The organism is Enterobacter sp. DN (assembly GCF_046054285.1).
Classification (GTDB): domain Bacteria; phylum Pseudomonadota; class Gammaproteobacteria; order Enterobacterales; family Enterobacteriaceae; genus Enterobacter; species Enterobacter hormaechei_C.
The window spans coordinates 40,232-57,568 of record NZ_JBJJTG010000013.1 but is presented as its reverse complement, the minus strand read 5'-3'; the positions used below and the strand labels follow the sequence as shown (position 1 = coordinate 57,568).

Below are 17,337 nucleotides of genomic sequence, written 5' to 3'. Positions count from 1 at the left end.
TGTTAACGCAAGGGTTGCTGCTGCCAGGCCATAAATGCCTGGGGCGGCATCGCTTTCGCGAAGTGCCATCCCTGACAATACTGCACGCCACGCTTCAGCAACCAGCTCACCTGCTCCCCCGTCTCGACCCCTTCCGCAATGGTTTTCAGCCGCAGGCTTTGCGCCATCTCAATGATGTGCTCGGCAATCAGGTGGCTGGTGCTGTTGGTGGTTAAGGTATCGATAAAGGATTTGTCGATTTTCAGGATATCGACGTTCAGCGAATAGAGGTTATGCAGGTTAGAGTAGCCGGTTCCGAAATCATCAATCGCCACTTCATACCCCGCCTGGCGAAACGCCTGAATGACCGGCGTGGTTTTTGGCACGTCAATAAACCCCCGCTCCGTCACCTCAATTTTGATTTGCTGCGCGCGAACCGAGTAAAAGCGGGCTTTGTCGGAGATCAGGGCGATAAGACGCGAAGAGTGAAAATCCGACGCCGACAGGTTAATCGAGACATACAGACCGGGATGAGCGGCAAGAAAATGGCCCAGATCGCTGAACACCTCCTCCACGACGTAATCCGTAATGCGCTCAATCATCCCCTCTTTTTCTGCCAGGGGAATAAATTCCGCCGGGCTCATAACCTGACCGTTGAATCCAGGCCAGCGCAACAACGCCTCTGCCCCCACGCACTGGTTATTTTTAATATCAATAATGGGCTGATAATGGACGCACAGCTGGCGTTTATTCAGCGCCCGGTGCAGAAGTCGGCCAGGCGAATTGAATTCACGGTGTGTACGCGACCACACCAGCAGAATAATAATGCTGCAAATTATCCCCAGCGGTAGCGTCAGGGTGGCCTGATGATAAAGCGTTTTATAAAAACGGGCGCTGGAGGTTGAAACGATGGCCGCAATCGGCCGCTGCCCGGATTTCACGATCGTATAAAAACGGTCACCTTTCTGAAAAGTCGTTTCCTGATGTCGAAGCATCGAATGCAATAAAGAAATATTGGCTTTCTGGCTTACAGAAAAGAATGCATTGCTGACGGTGTCATACACCCCCCACGACAGGGAACGATCGTCTGACATCACCTCACTGTACGAAAGCGGGTTGACCACTGCGACATAATTTCCGCGCTGCATATATATCATTTTATAACCATCAAAAAATGGCGTATCGCGAAAATAATAGATAGCAACGTCGGGTTTACGTGTGTAATTGGCAGCGGGAATGGTGTAAGGATGATCCGGCGTAAAAAGGGTCGAGCAGAGAAACGACTGGCCTTCAGCATAAATTAAATCGGCAACAAAAAGACGACCGCGGGAAACGTTCAACATATATTGACGATGCTCCGGCGTACACACTTTTCCCTGATATTTTTCCGCGTCTTCCCGGGCCAGATCAACCTGTTGAATAACCCGTTCAGTTTTGTTTAAAGCAAGTTCAGCAAACGTGCGCAGCTGGGCGCTGATTTCCGACACGGCTCTAAGCTGGGCAAACCATAGCGCAAGCATCACCGGCAGCATAACTACCATGATAATCCCGACCACTTTGAGCATGTTGCGCAGCGCGCTACGATTCATTTCCCGCTCTGTATCCCTGCATGTTGTACGCCTGTAGCAATGAAGACCGGCTGCTTTGATAAACAGGTGATTACGTTGCATGAATCATGGGAAGTTAGCAACTGACTTTTGGTATTAAAAATCCTAAAATTCGTGATGCCGATAATATTTTCCCGTAAGCCAAACTAAAAGTATTCATTTCGTTTCTGATAAGGAAAATAATTACCCGCGACAGGTGTGGAAAATTCGCTGGCTGAAATAGCCTGCTCTTTGTTCTTATGCTGATTTATAAATAATCAGACGCCAGGACCGTTTTTCCTCTTCCCGTACGCTTGGCGTCATATAATGCCTTATCGGCACGCATCAGTATGGCAGAAGTATCCCGTTGCCCCTGACAGACTTCAACCACCCCGGCGCTGAAAGAGAGTACCAGCGTTTTATCGCCCACACGCAGCGGTTTTGAGATCAGCGCGGCACGCAGCCGGGAAGAGAGCAACGTAGCGGCCATACCATCCGTGTGCGCCAGCAGAAGAACAAACTCTTCGCCCCCCACCCGTCCCAGCGCCGACCCGGCCGGGCTCACCTCGCGAATACGGTCGCAAAAGTGGATCAATGCCGCATCGCCAACCTGATGTCCCCACCGATCGTTGATCTGCTTGAAATGATCGAGATCGAACATCAGGAGACAGAAGTGGCTACTGACATCCTGCGGCGAACTGGCTGCCAGCGCTATTTTGAGACGCTGTAAGATTGTCGAGCGATTCAGACAGCCCGTCAGATCGTCCGTGGTGGCTTTGACGGTCAGCTGCTGTTCTGCTTTTTTACGTTCGGTGATATCCAGGCCAATGTTGAGAATGGAGTTATCCGGCAAAAGGATGTTTGACCAGAGAATGGTTAACTGCGTCCCGTCTTTACGCACCGGGTGCCATTCGTACATATCCTTAAGTGGTGCGAAACGAACCGACTCCTGCACGCGCTGTCGCTCCTCAGGATCCGGGTAAAACAGGGCCAGCGGATCGGGATGCTCGCCGATTTCAGTCATACTCCAGCCAAAGACTTTTTCGCATTCGGCATTCCACAATACACACCGGTTATGCCTGTCAAAGGCGTTCATTAATACCGGAGCACGCTCAAATAAGGTTTTATATTGCGTGACGACGCGCTGCATTTCCTGCGCCGTTTTTTCCCGCACGATGATGTCATCAAAATAATCTTTTAGCTTCTCAACCAATACCACCACGATATTTTTCAATATCGGCAACGAGGTCAGTTTTTCATTAAAAGCCAAAAAGAAATAACCACTGCACTGTCTGCCATGCGCTGAGAATTTACACAGCACGCCGCTTTGCAGCCGCGCATAGCCTGGGTGCTGAGGGGAAAATACCGCCCGGCCAATATGCTCTTTCCAGTAGATCACCCGCCAGGCGCGCTGATGCCGCTGCAACAGGGTGCTGGCAAGAAAATCCGCCACGTTAAAGGCGTGACACGTCACGTCGCCGGCACAAACCACGCGCGGCCCGTCTGCGGATTCGACACTGACCCATGAGAGATTTGCCCCCAGTGCGCTGTTGATAATTTCCAGCATTTCAACTGGCGAACACTGCGCGTTGAGTTGCGGCATCAGCTTCGCCAGGGCATGCAGCGCCTGCATGCTGTCGTTAATAATCTCGCGTCTTTTTTCTTTCATTATCTTTTCGCAGGTCATTAATCGAGAGAGCAACCGCAATAATTCATATCTGAATAAAAGAATAAGACCACGAAATCAAAGAGCATGCTGAGTGTAAAACAAAGAATACAAAATCCAAAAAAAGTCAATTAATTCAATGCGATGAATTATTTTTGCGGGTACATTTATTGTTCCACACAAGCATAATCCATAGATATACTGCTGTAAACGCTATACAGCCGATGGCGTTTTGCAAAGGTTTTACTATCTGGATGAAATAAAAATAAAAATTCCGACCAGACGTCGCTCTGAGCGACGACGATATATTTTCCCCGGCAATAATCCCACTTTTACCTCACGCGGATACTGGCGAATAAAACAGCAAATGTGATATAGTTCACACATCTTATGTAACGAGAAACATTGTTTCATTCCAGTTCGTCTGTTTTGTCGAGGATGGGTTTTATGGCAACCATTACCACCAGCATGGTGCTCCTGCGCTGGCCGTTGTTGAGCGCGGTTTTGATGTTCCTGGCCAGCACGTTAAACATTCAGTTTCGAAAGTCCGACTACGCAGGTCTTGCTGTGATTAGCACCCTGTTAGGGTTGGGCGCCGCATGCTGGTTCGCGACAGGTTTGCTTGGCATTACGCTGGTAGACATTGCCGCCGTCTGGGAAAACATTAAAGTGGTGATGGTTGAAGCCATGAGCCACACTCCGCCAGACTGGCCGATGGTGATTACCTGATAGCCTGTTATAAAAAAACCCAGACATTGTCTGGGTTTTTTGTTTTTCACGCGTCTGGATATCAGAACGGGATATCGTCGTCGAAATCCATTGGCGGTTCGTTAGACGGTGCCGGAGCAGACTGCTGCTGCGGACGGGACTGCGCGCCGCCGCTGAACTGGTTGCCGCCCTGAGGCTGCTGAGGCTGACCCCAACCACCCTGCTGCTGATTCTGACCGCCACCTGCCGGTGCGCCACCGCCCTGACGGCCACCCAGCATTTGCATGGTGCCGCCCACGTTCACCACCACTTCCGTGGTGTACTTCTCAGCGCCGGATTGGTCGGTCCATTTGCGGGTACGCAGCTGGCCTTCGATATAGACCTGAGAACCTTTACGCAGATACTCACCGGCCACTTCAGCCAGTTTGCCAAACAGCACAACGCGGTGCCATTCGGTCTGCTCTTTCATTTCTCCGGTCGCTTTATCACGCCAGGATTCGGAAGTAGCCAGCGTAATGTTGGCAACTGCGCCACCACTCGGCATGTAGCGTACTTCCGGGTCCTGGCCCAGATTACCGACGAGAATCACCTTGTTTACGCCTCTGCTGGCCATGTTCGTGTCTCCTGAATACGTTTCTTAATAGTGTAAACGCGCGAGTGTACCATTTCCATGCTGCACTTTGATAGTTGCGTAGCACGTTCCAGAGTTCTCCCGCGAACTCGACATTGTTACACAGTGAATCAGAAAATGCATTCCAATACTGTATATTCAAACAGGTCATTTTGTGTCATAATTAGCCGTTTCTGACAGCCGTTTGTCCTTCAAACAAATCAGGCAATCCGTGTTCCAACCGGGAAAGGTGAATGGATAAGATCGAAGTTCGGGGCGCCCGCACCCATAATCTCAAGAATATCAACCTCATAATCCCTCGCGACAAACTCATCGTCGTGACCGGGCTTTCGGGGTCTGGCAAATCCTCACTGGCTTTCGACACTTTGTATGCCGAAGGACAGCGTCGTTACGTTGAATCGCTCTCGGCGTACGCGCGTCAGTTCCTGTCGCTGATGGAAAAACCGGATGTCGACCACATTGAAGGGTTGTCCCCTGCTATCTCCATTGAGCAGAAATCCACATCGCATAACCCGCGCTCCACGGTCGGTACCATTACCGAAATCCATGACTACCTGCGTCTGCTGTATGCGCGCGTGGGCGAGCCGCGCTGCCCGGACCACGACGTCCCGCTGGCGGCCCAGACCGTCAGCCAGATGGTGGATAACGTACTGTCGCAGCCGGAAGGCAAACGCCTGATGCTGCTGGCGCCGATCATTAAAGAGCGTAAGGGCGAGCACACCAAAACGCTGGAGAACCTGGCAAGCCAGGGCTATATCCGCGCCCGTATCGACGGCGAAGTGTGTGACCTGTCCGATCCGCCAAAGCTGGAGCTGCAAAAGAAACACACCATCGAAGTGGTGATTGACCGCTTTAAGGTACGTGAAGATCTGGCAACGCGTCTGGCGGAGTCCTTTGAAACGGCGCTGGAACTCTCTGGCGGCACGGCCGTGGTCTCCGATATGGACGACCCGAAAGCGGAAGAGCTGCTCTTCTCCGCCAACTTTGCCTGCCCGATTTGCGGCTACAGCATGCGCGAGCTGGAACCGCGCCTGTTCTCGTTCAACAACCCGGCGGGCGCGTGCCCGACCTGTGACGGCCTGGGCGTTCAGCAGTATTTCGACCCGGACCGTGTGATCCAAAACCCGGAACTGTCGCTGGCGGGTGGCGCTATTCGCGGCTGGGATAAGCGTAATTTTTACTACTTCCAGATGCTGAAATCGCTGGCTGAGCACTATAAGTTCGACGTTGAAGCCCCGTGGGCCAGCCTGAGCGCGAACGTACATAAAGTGATCCTGTTCGGTTCCGGCAAAGAGAATATTGAGTTCAAGTACATGAACGATCGCGGTGACACTTCCGTGCGTCGCCACCCGTTCGAAGGGGTGTTGCACAACATGGAGCGCCGCTACAAAGAGACCGAATCCAGCGCGGTGCGTGAGGAGCTGGCGAAGTTCATCAGCAACCGCTCCTGCGCCACCTGCGAGGGTACACGTCTGCGTCGCGAAGCGCGTCACGTGTTTGTCGAAAACACGGCACTGCCGACCATCTCAGACATGAGCATCGGCCACGCGATGGACTTCTTCAACAACCTGAAGCTCTCCGGTCAGCGCGCGAAAATCGCTGAAAAAGTGCTGAAAGAGATCGGCGATCGCCTCAAGTTCCTCGTGAACGTCGGTCTGAACTACCTGACGCTTTCCCGCTCGGCTGAAACGCTGTCCGGCGGTGAAGCCCAGCGTATCCGCCTGGCGAGCCAGATTGGCGCGGGCTTAGTCGGCGTGATGTACGTGCTGGATGAGCCGTCTATCGGCCTGCACCAGCGCGACAACGAACGCCTGCTCGGCACGCTGGTTCACCTGCGTAACCTCGGCAACACGGTAATCGTGGTCGAGCACGACGAAGATGCGATCCGCGCCGCGGACCACGTGATCGACATCGGCCCGGGCGCAGGCGTACACGGCGGCCAGGTGGTCGCGGAAGGGACGCTGAAAGACATCATGGCGGTGCCTGAATCGCTGACCGGCCAGTACATGAGCGGCAAGCGCAAAATTGAAGTGCCGAAACAGCGCGTGGCGGCGAACCCGGAAAAAGTGCTGAAGCTGACCGGCGCGCGCGGCAACAACCTGAAGGACGTGACCCTGACACTGCCTGTCGGGCTGTTTACCTGCATCACCGGCGTGTCCGGTTCCGGTAAATCGACGCTGATCAACGATACGCTGTTCCCGATTGCGCAGACGGCGCTGAACGGCGCGACGCTGGCCGAGCCTGCGCCGTACCGCGACATTCAGGGGCTGGAGCATTTCGACAAGGTTATCGACATCGATCAGAGCCCGATTGGCCGTACGCCGCGTTCCAACCCGGCGACCTATACCGGCGTCTTTACGCCCGTACGTGAACTCTTTGCCGGCGTGCCGGAAGCGCGTTCACGCGGCTATACGCCAGGCCGTTTCAGCTTTAACGTGCGCGGCGGCCGCTGTGAAGCGTGCCAGGGCGACGGCGTAATCAAGGTTGAGATGCACTTCCTGCCGGATATCTACGTGCCGTGCGACCAGTGCAAAGGTAAGCGTTATAACCGTGAAACGCTGGAGATTAAGTACAAAGGCAAGACCATCCACGAAGTGCTGGATATGACCATCGAAGAGGCGCGCGAGTTCTTTGACGCCGTCCCTGCGCTGGCGCGTAAGCTGCAAACCCTGATGGATGTGGGTCTGACCTATATTCGTCTGGGGCAGTCAGCGACAACGCTGTCCGGCGGTGAAGCGCAGCGCGTGAAGCTGGCGCGTGAGCTGTCCAAACGCGGTACCGGTCAGACGCTGTATATTCTGGATGAGCCGACCACCGGCCTGCACTTTGCGGATATCCAGCAGCTGCTGGACGTGCTGCACCAGCTGCGCGATCAGGGCAACACCATCGTGGTGATTGAGCACAACCTGGACGTGATTAAAACCGCTGACTGGATTGTCGATCTCGGCCCGGAAGGCGGCAGCGGCGGCGGTGAAATCCTCGTCTCCGGTACGCCAGAGACCGTTGCAGAGTGCGAAGCCTCGCACACCGCGCGCTTCCTCAAACCGTTGCTGTAATCGTCACACGGAGAGCTGCTGTCGGATCGTTTCCGGCAGCAGTTCAACCGCCTGTATATACGACGCATCCACCAGGTAGTAAATTTGCGAATCTGGCAGCGAGCCGTCGAGAAACACCGTACTCCAGTGCGCTTTATTCAGATGCTTACTTGGCCTGACATCATCGTGCTGCTGGCGCAGTAAGTCGGCCAGTTCCGGACTGGTTTTCAGTGATGCCGCAGGCCGCGCATCCACCTCTTTCACCATCGCGAACAGCACATCACCCACTTTGATCTGCGTGGCTTTCCAGTCGCTGTGAACGCTTTGTTCCGCACCCGGCTTGCTCATGCAGTACTGAAGTATCTCCGAAATTGTCATCTTTATTCCCCTTGTAGCGTTGCGATAATTTTACGCGAACCACCGTGAATGCGATGTTCTCCCAGCCAGATCCCCTGCCACGTTCCCAGCTGTAGCCGTCCGTTGTGGACCGGCAGCATCAGCGAGACGCCCAGCAAAGAGGATTTGATGTGCGAAGGCATATCGTCCGCCCCCTCGTAATCATGCTCATACGGGGCGTTATCCGGGACGCTCTTCAGAAAATGGTGCTCCATGTCGGACCGGACGGTGGGATCGCAATTTTCATTGAGCGTGAGAGAGGCGGACGTGTGCTGAAGCAGCAGATGCAGTAAACCCGTTTTGACGCGCGACAGGTCGCGGATTTGCCCGATGACTTCGTCCGTCACAAGGTGAAATCCGCGTGGTTTAGCGCTTAAGGTCAGGGTCTGTTGGTACCACATGTGCTGCTCCATTATGAAAGGTGAATCTTTCTAAGTGTGCAGCAAGAAAGCGAAAGGTAAAACCCGCGCAGCGAGATTTGCTTAAAAAAGCATTCACCCCGCCGTTAATGCGTCAGTATTCAGAGTTAACGATCACCTCTTCACCAAATTTTCCGGCCATCGGCAGCGGTCGGTAGGTGGAGTTCGAGGCGCGTAACACCCTGATGCCTCTGGCTCCCACGTCTTGCGCCGCGGTGATGTCGTTATCTGAATCCCCGTAGAACACTTTGATATTTTTCTTTTCCAGCCACTGGGTTTTGGTGTTTTGCCCTTCGTGGTCCCCGGCAAAAATGACCGGGTTCATGCTGGCCGCCGGGATCAGGAAATCATCCTGTAGCGTTTTCGAGACGGTTTCGGTTTTGGTCTGGCTACGTCCGGTCACGAAGTAAATGCTGTCGCCGCGCTTTACGTGCATGGCGATCAGCGCGCGGGCAACCTCTTTCGGGATACTGAACTCATCCCAGCCGTTGTTCATCTTTTCCCAGAATTCCGGGTTTTTCAGATAGGCTTCGCTGTCCGGGGAGTACGTTTTTTTGCCGCGCCAGAAACCGGGGCTGGAGAAGAGAACGGTATCGTCAATATCGAAGCCCACGGCTATCGGCGGGCGACCCGTCAGGCTATTTTCGATTTGTGCCACTGAAACCCAGTGAATGGGGGCCTGTTCGGCAAGAATGGCGGCGGTAGTGCCGGTGTAAAGCGGCGTGGGTGCAGAAGCCCGTGCAACAACGGCGCTATTAAGCGAGAACAATAAGCAGGCGGCGCTGAGCGCCAGTGTGATCTTGCGCATATTTTCCCCTGAATATTCAGTTTGTTATCTTTTTATTTTGAGCGGATGGTCAAAAAACTATCCGACCATAACCCCAGCGGTAGGGGAAGGAAAGGAGTTTTTACTTATGGGGCTGAATAAAAAGAAGACGATCACAAAGCGCAGAAGAAACGTGTAGGTCCGGTAAGCGAAGCGCCACCGGGCAATGACTGGCACCGACGCGAACAAAAAAGCCGGGTGGCGGCTACGCCTTACCCGGCCTACATACAGTATGCAAGTAAGTGAATGCTTACATTACGGATGCAAACGCCTGCGCCACGCGCTGGACATTGCTGGCATTCAGACCCGCCACGCACATACGGCCGCTGGCGATCAGGTAGACACCGAACTCTTCGCGCAGGCGATCGACCTGCGCTGCGCTCAGTCCGGTGTAGCTGAACATCCCGCGTTGCTTGAGAAGATAATCAAAGTTATGCCCAGGCACGGCCTCTTTCAGGACGTTAACCAGCTCCTGACGCATCGACAGGATGCGCTTACGCATCGCTTCCACTTCCGCAAGCCAGGACGCTTTCAGCGTTTCGTCACCGAGAACTGTCGCCACCACCTGCGCACCAAAGTTCGGCGGGCTGGAGTAGATCCGGCGGACCGTCGCTTTCAGCTGACCGAGTACGCGTCCCGCGGCTTCGGCGTCTTCACACACCACGGACAGGCCGCCAACGCGCTCGCCGTACAGGGAGAAGATTTTTGAGAACGAGTTGCTGACCAGAGCGGGAAGCCCCGCGCTGGCAATCGCGCGAATGGCATAGGCGTCTTCCTCCATGCCCGCGCCAAAGCCCTGATAGGCGATGTCGAGGAACGGGATCAGGTTACGCGCCTTCAGTATCTCGATCACCGCATCCCACTGGGCATTGGTGAGGTCCGCACCGGTCGGATTATGGCAGCACGGATGCAGCAATACGATACTGCGCTCCGGCAGGGTGTTCAGTTTTTCCAGCAGCGCATCAACGCGCACGCCGTTGGTTTCGCTGTCGAACCACGGATAGGTCGCCACCTTAAAGCCCGCGCCCTCGAAGATCGCAACGTGGTTTTCCCACGTCGGGTCGCTGACCCACACGCCGGAATCCGGGAAGTACTTTTTCAGGAAATCTGCGCCTACCTTCAGCGCACCCGAGCCACCCAGCGTCTGGATAGTCGCCACGCGCTTTTGCGCGAGCACCGCGTGGTCCGCACCAAACAGCAGCGGCGCGATAGTGTTGCGGTAGGTGTTTAATCCTTCCATCGGCAGATAAAGCGAAGCACCGTGCGGGGTTGCGTTCAGACGCGCTTCAGCTTCGGCAACGGCTTTCAACTGAGGAATGATGCCGTCTTCGTTGTAGTAAAGACCAATGCTGAGGTTCACTTTGTCGCTGCGAGGATCTTCTTTGAAACGCTCCATCAAGGAGAGGATAGGGTCGCCGGCGTAGGCGTCTACTTTCTGAAACACGCGATGTTCTCCGGATTATTATGAGGCAGGGAATTCAACAATAAACCGGAAGCGGAAGAAGATCGAGGGGATGTTAACAGAAGCGGGATGCATCGCATCCCGCTCATGCTTAGTCGACGTATTTCATCGCGACCCTTGAGGTAAGGCGCGTGATAAGTTCGTAAGCACTCACTTTTGTTATTTCAGCAATACGTTCTACCGGCAGGCCTTCGCCCCACATTACCGCATCGTCCCCCGCTTTATCCTGCGCGTCGGGCCCCAGATCAACACAAATCATGTCCATCGCCACGCGGCCGACAATCTTTACTTCGCGACCGTTGACCAGCACCGGCGTGCCCGTTGGTGCGGCGCGGGGATAGCCGTCACCGTAGCCCATCGCCACCACGCCAAGACGCGTATCGCGCTCGCTGATCCAGGTGCCGCCGTAACCTACCGGCTCTCCCGCTTTGTGCTCACGCACGGCAATCAGCTTTGAAACCAGCGACATCACCGGCTTAAAGCCAAAGTCCGGCCCCCAGGGTTTGTTCTCCAGCGGCGACACGCCATAAAGAATGATGCCCGGACGCGCCCAGTCGAAGTGCGACTGCGGCCATAGCAGGATCCCGCCGGACGCCGCAATGGAGCGCATCCCCGGTTTGCCTTCGCAGAAGGTGTTGAAGATATCAAGCTGCTGTTCCGTTGCGCCGCATTCAGGCTCATCGGCGCGGGCAAAGTGGCTGACGATATTCACTGGCTGACGCACATTTTTGCACTGACTCAGACGCTGATAAAACGCCTCCGCGCTTTCCGGCCGCACGCCCAGACGGTGCATGCCCGTGTCGAGCTTCATCCAGACGGTGACCGGCTCGCTCAGTTCAGCCGTTTCCAGCGCGGCCAGCTGTTCTTCGTTATGCACCGCCGTGTGCAGGTGCTGATCGGCAATGGTCGGCAGGTCCGAGGCTTCAAAAAAGCCTTCCAGGAGCAGTATCGGTTGCGTAATTCCACCTGCGCGCAGGCGGAGAGCTTCTTCGAGACGGGCGACGCCAAAAGCGTCGGCATCGGGGAGCGTTCGCGCGGTCTCAAGAAGACCGTGTCCGTAAGCGTTCGCTTTCACGACTGCAACGAGCTTACTGGCGGGCGCCAGTTCTCGCAGACGTTGCAGGTTGTGTCGCAGAGCGCGGCGGTTAATAACAACAGTTGCCGCTTGCATTTGAATTCCTTAGAAATTACTCATCATCATATTGAGGACCGGCATAGTTGTCGAAACGCGACCACTGGCCGTTAAAGGTCAGACGTACCGTACCGATGGGGCCGTTACGTTGCTTACCAATAATAATTTCGGCGATCCCTTTCAGATCGCTGTTCTCGTGATAAACCTCATCACGGTAGATGAACATGATTAAGTCGGCATCCTGCTCGATGGAGCCGGATTCACGCAGGTCGGAGTTGACCGGGCGCTTGTCTGCACGTTGTTCCAGAGAGCGGTTAAGCTGCGATAGCGCCACCACCGGCACGTGCAGCTCTTTGGCTAACGCCTTGAGCGAGCGGGAAATCTCGGCAATCTCCAGCGTACGGTTGTCGGAAAGCGACGGAACGCGCATCAGCTGAAGGTAGTCGATCATGATGAGGCCGATACCACCGTGTTCACGGGCGATACGGCGCGCGCGGGAGCGCACTTCCGTCGGCGTCAGGCCGGAGGAGTCATCGATATAGATGTTCCGTTTTTCCAGCAAAATCCCCATGGTGCCCGAGATGCGCGCCCAGTCCTCATCGTCCAGCTGGCCGGTACGGATGCGGGTCTGATCCACGCGCGACAGGGACGCCAGAGAACGCATCATGATCTGTTCAGAGGGCATCTCAAGACTGAAGATAAGCACCGGCTTATCCTGCAACATCGCCGCGTTTTCGACGAGGTTCATCGCAAATGTCGTTTTACCCATCGACGGACGCGCCGCGACGATAATCAAATCCGATGGCTGAAGACCTGCCGTTTTCTTGTTGAGATCGTCATAACCGGTGTTCACCCCCGTCACGCCATCGTGCGGCTGCTGGAAAAGCTGCTCAATACGCGCAACCGTGGCGTCGAGCACGTCGGCGATATTTTTTGGGCCTTCGTCTTTGTTCGCACGGCTTTCGGCGATTTTAAAGACGCGGGATTCCGCCAGGTCGAGCAGATCTTCGCTGGTGCGCCCCTGGGGATCGAAACCGGCCTCGGCGATCTCATTCGCCACCGAGATCATCTCGCGGACAACGGCACGTTCACGAACGATATCAGCGTAAGCGCTGATGTTCGCGGCACTTGGCGTGTTTTTTGACAGTTCTGCCAGATAGGCAAATCCGCCGACGCTGTCGAGCTGTCCCAGACGCTCCAGCGATTCTGCGAGCGTAATCAGGTCGATAGGGCTGCCCGACTCCTGCAAACGCGCCATTTCCGTAAAGATGTGGCGGTGCGGGCGGGTATAGAAGTCTTCCGCGACAACGCGCTCGGCGACGTCGTCCCAGCGTTCGTTATCCAGCATTAAACCGCCCAACACCGACTGTTCCGCTTCAATCGAGTGCGGCGGGACTTTTAACCCGGCGACCTGATAATCACGCTCACGAGGTTCAGTCTGTTTGTTGAAGGGTTTGTTTCCTGCCATAGTGAATGGAGTTACCGAGATAAAGAGTGGGTCGAAAGATTACCACATTCTGGAGGAAGCATGGCAACACGTATTGAATTTCACAAGCATGGTGGCCCTGACGTACTCAAAGCGGTGGAATTTACCCCCGCTGCGCCTGGCGAGAACGAAATCCAGGTGGAAAACAAAGCGATCGGCATTAACTACATCGATACCTATATTCGCGGCGGCCTCTATCCGCCTCCGTCGATGCCGAGCGGACTGGGCACCGAGGCGGCCGGTATCGTCAGCAAAGTGGGCAGCGCGGTGAAGCACATTAAGGAAGGCGATCGCGTGGTGTACGCGCAGTCGGCGCTGGGCGCTTACAGCTCCATCCATAACGTTCCGGCCGAGAAAGCGGCGCTTCTGCCAAATGCGATCAGCTTCGAGCAGGCTGCCGCCTCATTCCTGAAAGGGCTGACGGTCTATTATCTGCTGCGCAAAACCTACGAAATTAAGCCTGACGAGCAATTCCTGTTTCACGCAGCCGCAGGTGGCGTGGGGCTGATTGCCTGCCAGTGGGCGAAAGCCCTGGGCGCGAAGCTGATCGGCACCACAGGCAGCGCGCAAAAAGCGCAGCGCGCGCTGGACGCGGGCGCATGGCAGGTGATCAACTACCGGGAAGAGAGCATCGTTGAGCGGCTGAAAGAGATCACTGGCGGCAAAAAGGTCCGCGTGGTGTATGACTCGGTGGGGAAAGACACCTGGGAATCTTCGCTGGACTGCCTGCAACGTCGCGGGCTGATGGTGAGCTTCGGAAACGCCTCCGGGGCAGTCACCGGCGTCAACCTGGGCATTCTGAATCAGAAAGGGTCGCTATATGTCACTCGCCCTTCCCTGCAAGGTTACATCACCAACCGGGAAGAACTTGAGGAAGCCAGCAACGAGCTGTTCTCGCTGATCGCCAGTGGGGTAATTAAAGTGGATGTGGCAGAGGCGCAGAAATATCCGCTGACCGATGCGCAGCGCGCGCATGAGGTGCTGGAGAGCCGGGCAACGCAGGGATCAAGTCTGTTAATTCCCTGAGCCATAAAAAGAAATTGGGCTTCCCGTGGGAAGCCCTTTCTTTTTTTAGTTCGGCTGTATGTAGGGTACAGCTCGATGAATTCTTTAGCGGCAGCCATAGTGACAGATTCGATAAGTAAATCCTATTCTGTTCTAAGGATTGCTGCCGGAAAAGTTGCAGGTATGTGACGTACACCTCAATACCTTAGTAACGGAAGCGGTTATTACGCTGATAAGTGGGCAGTTTTGGTGATTTAATCGCCCGTATCGCCCATACCACCGCAATCGCCAGAAGTAACCACGGCAAGAGTTTAATCGTCAGGGCAAATAAACCGCCAACAAACATCACCACCGTGGCCACGACGAGCGCGGCCAGGATACCGAGCAGCGATACGCCCGTGACCATCAGCATGATAAAGAAGCCAATCACAAAAAGTAGTTCCAGCATGGTGCTCTCCCACGAGTTCCCGAATGATGCTGCGATCGTTACAAGAAACATGCCAAAAATAAGTCTTTGTTCTGAAAGCAAAACGCCCCGCAATGTGTTGCAGGGCGTGGCGTATTTGACCATCTTTTAGCGAAATTTAACGTTTATCCGCAACCAGACGCAGCGCGTGTTCCAGGACCTCAATATCCGCACCGGCCTTATGCGCGTTCTCGCTGAGATAACGACGCCACTGGCGCGCGCCAGGAATGCCCTGGAACAGGCCAAGCATATGGCGGGTAATGTGGCCCAGATACGTACCATGACTCAGCTCGCGCTCAATGTACGGATACATGGCGCGCACTACTGCCACGGGATCGGTGTCAGCACCGTCAACGCCAAAGATTTCCCGGTCAACCGTCGCCAGAATGCCCGGATTCTGATACGCCTCGCGTCCGACCATCACGCCATCCATATGTTCGAGATGCGCTTTGGCCTCGTCCAGCGACGTAATACCGCCGTTGATCGACATGGTCAGGTGCGGGAAGTCGCGTTTTAGCTGGTACACGCGCGGGTAGTCCAGCGGCGGGATCTCGCGGTTTTCTTTCGGGCTGAGGCCAGAGAGCCAGGCTTTACGGGCGTGGATGATAAACATCTCGCATTCACCCTTCCCTGATACGGTGTTGATGAAATCACACAGGAACTCGTAGCTGTCCTGGTCGTCTATGCCGATACGAGTTTTGACCGTGACCGGGATAGAGACGACGTCGCGCATCGCTTTGATACAGTCCGCCACCAGATGTGCATTACCCATCAGACACGCGCCGAACATACCGTTTTGCACACGGTCGGACGGGCAACCGACGTTGAGGTTAATCTCGTCATAGCCGCGTTCTTCAGCCATCTTCGCGCACTGCGCCAGCGCAGCCGGATCGCTGCCACCCAGTTGCAGCGCAACCGGATGCTCCTCTTCGCTGTACGCCAGATAATCGCCCTTGCCGTGAATAATTGCGCCGGTAGTGACCATTTCGGTGTACAGCAGCGTATGGCGGGAGAGCTGGCGCAGGAAATAGCGGCAGTGTCTGTCCGTCCAGTCGAGCATTGGCGCAATGGAGAAACGGTGTGCAGGGAAAGCGGTCTGGAATTCTGACGACATGGCGAAGTTTTAAGCATCTGGTGGAAAAGGGGCGCTACTATAGCACAAAGAAAAGCCGGAGGCGCAGCGCCTCCGGTGTACTTTAGAACGTCATGCTCAACTGTGCCCCTGCGCCCCAGGTCTCGTCTTCGCCATAAAGCCCCATCAGGTCAACGTGGACGGAGTTGAACGGCGCGAAACCGACACCGCCGGTAAAGACGTTGCTGTCGTTCCCTTTCATATCCGCACGATAACCGGCGCGTACTGCCAGCCAGCTCAGTGGCGTGACTTCGGCACCAACGCCAACGTACTGGGAGGCGTCTTCGCTTTTAAAGCCCTTGGTTTCGGTCAGATCGCCGTCTGCGGTCAGCGTGACCAGATCGTTGTGCCAGGCGGCCCCGGCAGTGACCAGCGGACGGATCTGATAAGTGTCTTTATAACTCACCACCTCTCCCGTACGCCCGTTGCGAATGCGGATATCTTTGGTATCGATATCGCGCGACATCAGGTTTTGCCCGCTCACGCCGACCGTCCAGTTTTCACCGAAATCAGCAGCAATACCGGCATCGACGTTGAAGCCAGTGTCGTCGGTACGGTAGCGGCTGTCGTTCCACTTATTACTGTCGTAATCGTAGATTGAGGTGGTGTAGTTATAGAGCCAGGTTTTTTGCAACTTCGGCGTGACGCCAACGGAAACCGGAACGCCGCCAAGATCGAACTGACGGGCCACCGCAATACCGTAGTCGGACACAATCGCCGCCCGACCAGACGCCGTAGAGTTAAGGTTTTTGGTGATCTGATCGGTACCGTTTAGCGCGGCATCCAGCGCCACACCGGCAGCCACCGCATCGCTTCGTTGTATACCGCGCAGATAATCAATGTCCTGCTGATCGATTGAAGAGCTGACCCGGCCATGGGCATAGCCTTTTGCCATAAAGGCCACGGAAAGAATATCGTTAGGGATACTGACGGCAATCCCCGCCCCTGCGGTGGCGTGTGCGGTCTTGCCTTTCAGGTAGTCCAGTTCATCAGCGAGATCTTTCGCTGCGCCCTGGAACTGATTGATCGAACCTAATGGATTGGTGATAACTTCAATGGGGGTCAGACTATCAACCACATCCTTGTAATGATTGATTTTGTCGTTAATGGTATCAATCTCGTCCTGAAGATTGTCTTCATCGGTCACCTGCACGCCAACGGACGGCAAAATAACCGTCACATCATCCTCGGGCTTAGATTTTGCCAGTAACGCGGGGTTGATTAACGCCCCGCTGCCATAGCTCCCTGCCGCGACACCCGTTCCGCCCATTGCGTCGCTACGCGCTTCCGTCCAGGTATTGGCTGCTCCCGCCTGATTTGCCATAAAAAAGGAGACAGCGATGCTAACCATCGAAAATTTAAAATGTTTTTTCACAGTGTGCTCGTAAATAGTTTGTTATTAGTTAAC

General features: G+C 55.0%; 15 protein-coding genes. 3 read left to right on the top strand and 12 right to left on the bottom strand.

Annotated features, from left to right (window positions below; translation table 11 throughout):
- Positions 1–2: 2 nt before the first annotated feature.
- Both ACJTMZ_RS21215 and ACJTMZ_RS21210 read right to left on the bottom strand, forming a co-directional pair.
- The gene (locus ACJTMZ_RS21215; RefSeq protein WP_039272016.1) at positions 3–1,568 is read right to left on the bottom strand and encodes an EAL domain-containing protein; all 1,566 of its coding nucleotides are present in this window, start codon (positions 1,566–1,568) and stop codon (positions 3–5) included.
- A 265-nt stretch (positions 1,569–1,833) separates the two neighbouring features.
- Positions 1,834–3,234 (bottom strand): diguanylate cyclase, encoded by a 1,401-nt coding sequence (locus ACJTMZ_RS21210; RefSeq protein WP_252011159.1) that lies wholly within the window; start codon positions 3,232–3,234, stop codon positions 1,834–1,836.
- 444 nt (positions 3,235–3,678) lie between these two features.
- On the opposite strand from ACJTMZ_RS21210, the gene ACJTMZ_RS21205 reads away from it, so the two are divergent.
- Positions 3,679–3,960 (top strand): YjcB family protein, encoded by a 282-nt coding sequence (locus tag ACJTMZ_RS21205; RefSeq protein WP_003860282.1) that lies wholly within the window; start codon positions 3,679–3,681, stop codon positions 3,958–3,960.
- Positions 3,961–4,021: 61 nt separating this feature from the next.
- Here ACJTMZ_RS21205 and ssb1 read toward each other — a convergent pair whose 3' ends face one another.
- Entirely contained in the window at positions 4,022–4,552 is a 531-nt protein-coding gene (gene ssb1, locus ACJTMZ_RS21200) for a single-stranded DNA-binding protein SSB1 (RefSeq protein ID WP_006177466.1), read from the bottom strand.
- Between the two features lie 251 nt (positions 4,553–4,803).
- Here ssb1 and uvrA point away from each other — a divergent pair, with 251 nt between their 5' ends.
- The gene (gene uvrA, locus ACJTMZ_RS21195; protein ID WP_015570187.1) at positions 4,804–7,626 is read left to right on the top strand and encodes an excinuclease ABC subunit UvrA; all 2,823 of its coding nucleotides are present in this window, start codon (positions 4,804–4,806) and stop codon (positions 7,624–7,626) included.
- A 3-nt stretch (positions 7,627–7,629) separates the two neighbouring features.
- Here the strand turns inward: uvrA and ACJTMZ_RS21190 are convergent, their stop codons facing one another.
- The 6 genes from ACJTMZ_RS21190 to dnaB all read right to left on the bottom strand — a co-directional run bounded on the left by ACJTMZ_RS21190 (position 7,630) and on the right by dnaB (position 13,308).
- On the bottom strand, positions 7,630–7,983 hold the full coding sequence (locus tag ACJTMZ_RS21190) for an MmcQ/YjbR family DNA-binding protein (protein WP_032620552.1): 354 nt from the start codon (positions 7,981–7,983) through the stop codon (positions 7,630–7,632).
- 2 nt (positions 7,984–7,985) lie between these two features.
- Positions 7,986–8,402, bottom strand: a complete 417-nt coding sequence (locus tag ACJTMZ_RS21185) for a secondary thiamine-phosphate synthase enzyme YjbQ (protein WP_017382627.1) — start codon at positions 8,400–8,402, stop codon at positions 7,986–7,988.
- Between the two features lie 112 nt (positions 8,403–8,514).
- A complete protein-coding gene (aphA, locus tag ACJTMZ_RS21180; protein WP_015570184.1) occupies positions 8,515–9,228 on the bottom strand; it encodes an acid phosphatase AphA in 714 nt (237 codons plus the stop codon).
- A gap of 268 nt (positions 9,229–9,496) precedes the next feature.
- On the bottom strand, positions 9,497–10,690 hold the full coding sequence (tyrB, locus tag ACJTMZ_RS21175) for an aromatic amino acid transaminase (RefSeq protein ID WP_017382625.1): 1,194 nt from the start codon (positions 10,688–10,690) through the stop codon (positions 9,497–9,499).
- Positions 10,691–10,799: 109 nt separating this feature from the next.
- Positions 10,800–11,879, bottom strand: a complete 1,080-nt coding sequence (alr, locus tag ACJTMZ_RS21170) for an alanine racemase (protein ID WP_048219196.1) — start codon at positions 11,877–11,879, stop codon at positions 10,800–10,802.
- A gap of 16 nt (positions 11,880–11,895) precedes the next feature.
- Complete coding sequence (gene dnaB, locus ACJTMZ_RS21165; RefSeq protein WP_003860298.1) at positions 11,896–13,308, bottom strand: replicative DNA helicase; 1,413 nt, start codon at positions 13,306–13,308, stop codon at positions 11,896–11,898.
- A 60-nt stretch (positions 13,309–13,368) separates the two neighbouring features.
- Here dnaB and ACJTMZ_RS21160 point away from each other — a divergent pair, with 60 nt between their 5' ends.
- Positions 13,369–14,352, top strand: a complete 984-nt coding sequence (locus tag ACJTMZ_RS21160) for a quinone oxidoreductase (protein WP_015570182.1) — start codon at positions 13,369–13,371, stop codon at positions 14,350–14,352.
- Between the two features lie 184 nt (positions 14,353–14,536).
- Here ACJTMZ_RS21160 and pspG read toward each other — a convergent pair whose 3' ends face one another.
- From pspG to traF, 3 genes are all read right to left on the bottom strand, one after another.
- Positions 14,537–14,779 carry an envelope stress response protein PspG gene (pspG, locus tag ACJTMZ_RS21155; RefSeq protein ID WP_017382623.1) on the bottom strand — a complete coding sequence of 81 codons (243 nt, stop codon included), beginning with the start codon at positions 14,777–14,779 and terminating at the stop codon, positions 14,537–14,539.
- 136 nt (positions 14,780–14,915) lie between these two features.
- Complete coding sequence (dusA, locus tag ACJTMZ_RS21150) at positions 14,916–15,911, bottom strand: tRNA dihydrouridine(20/20a) synthase DusA (RefSeq protein ID WP_032103683.1); 996 nt, start codon at positions 15,909–15,911, stop codon at positions 14,916–14,918.
- 82 nt (positions 15,912–15,993) lie between these two features.
- The gene (traF, locus tag ACJTMZ_RS21145; RefSeq protein ID WP_198923550.1) at positions 15,994–17,280 is read right to left on the bottom strand and encodes a conjugal transfer protein TraF; all 1,287 of its coding nucleotides are present in this window, start codon (positions 17,278–17,280) and stop codon (positions 15,994–15,996) included.
- Positions 17,281–17,337: the final 57 nt, after the last annotated feature.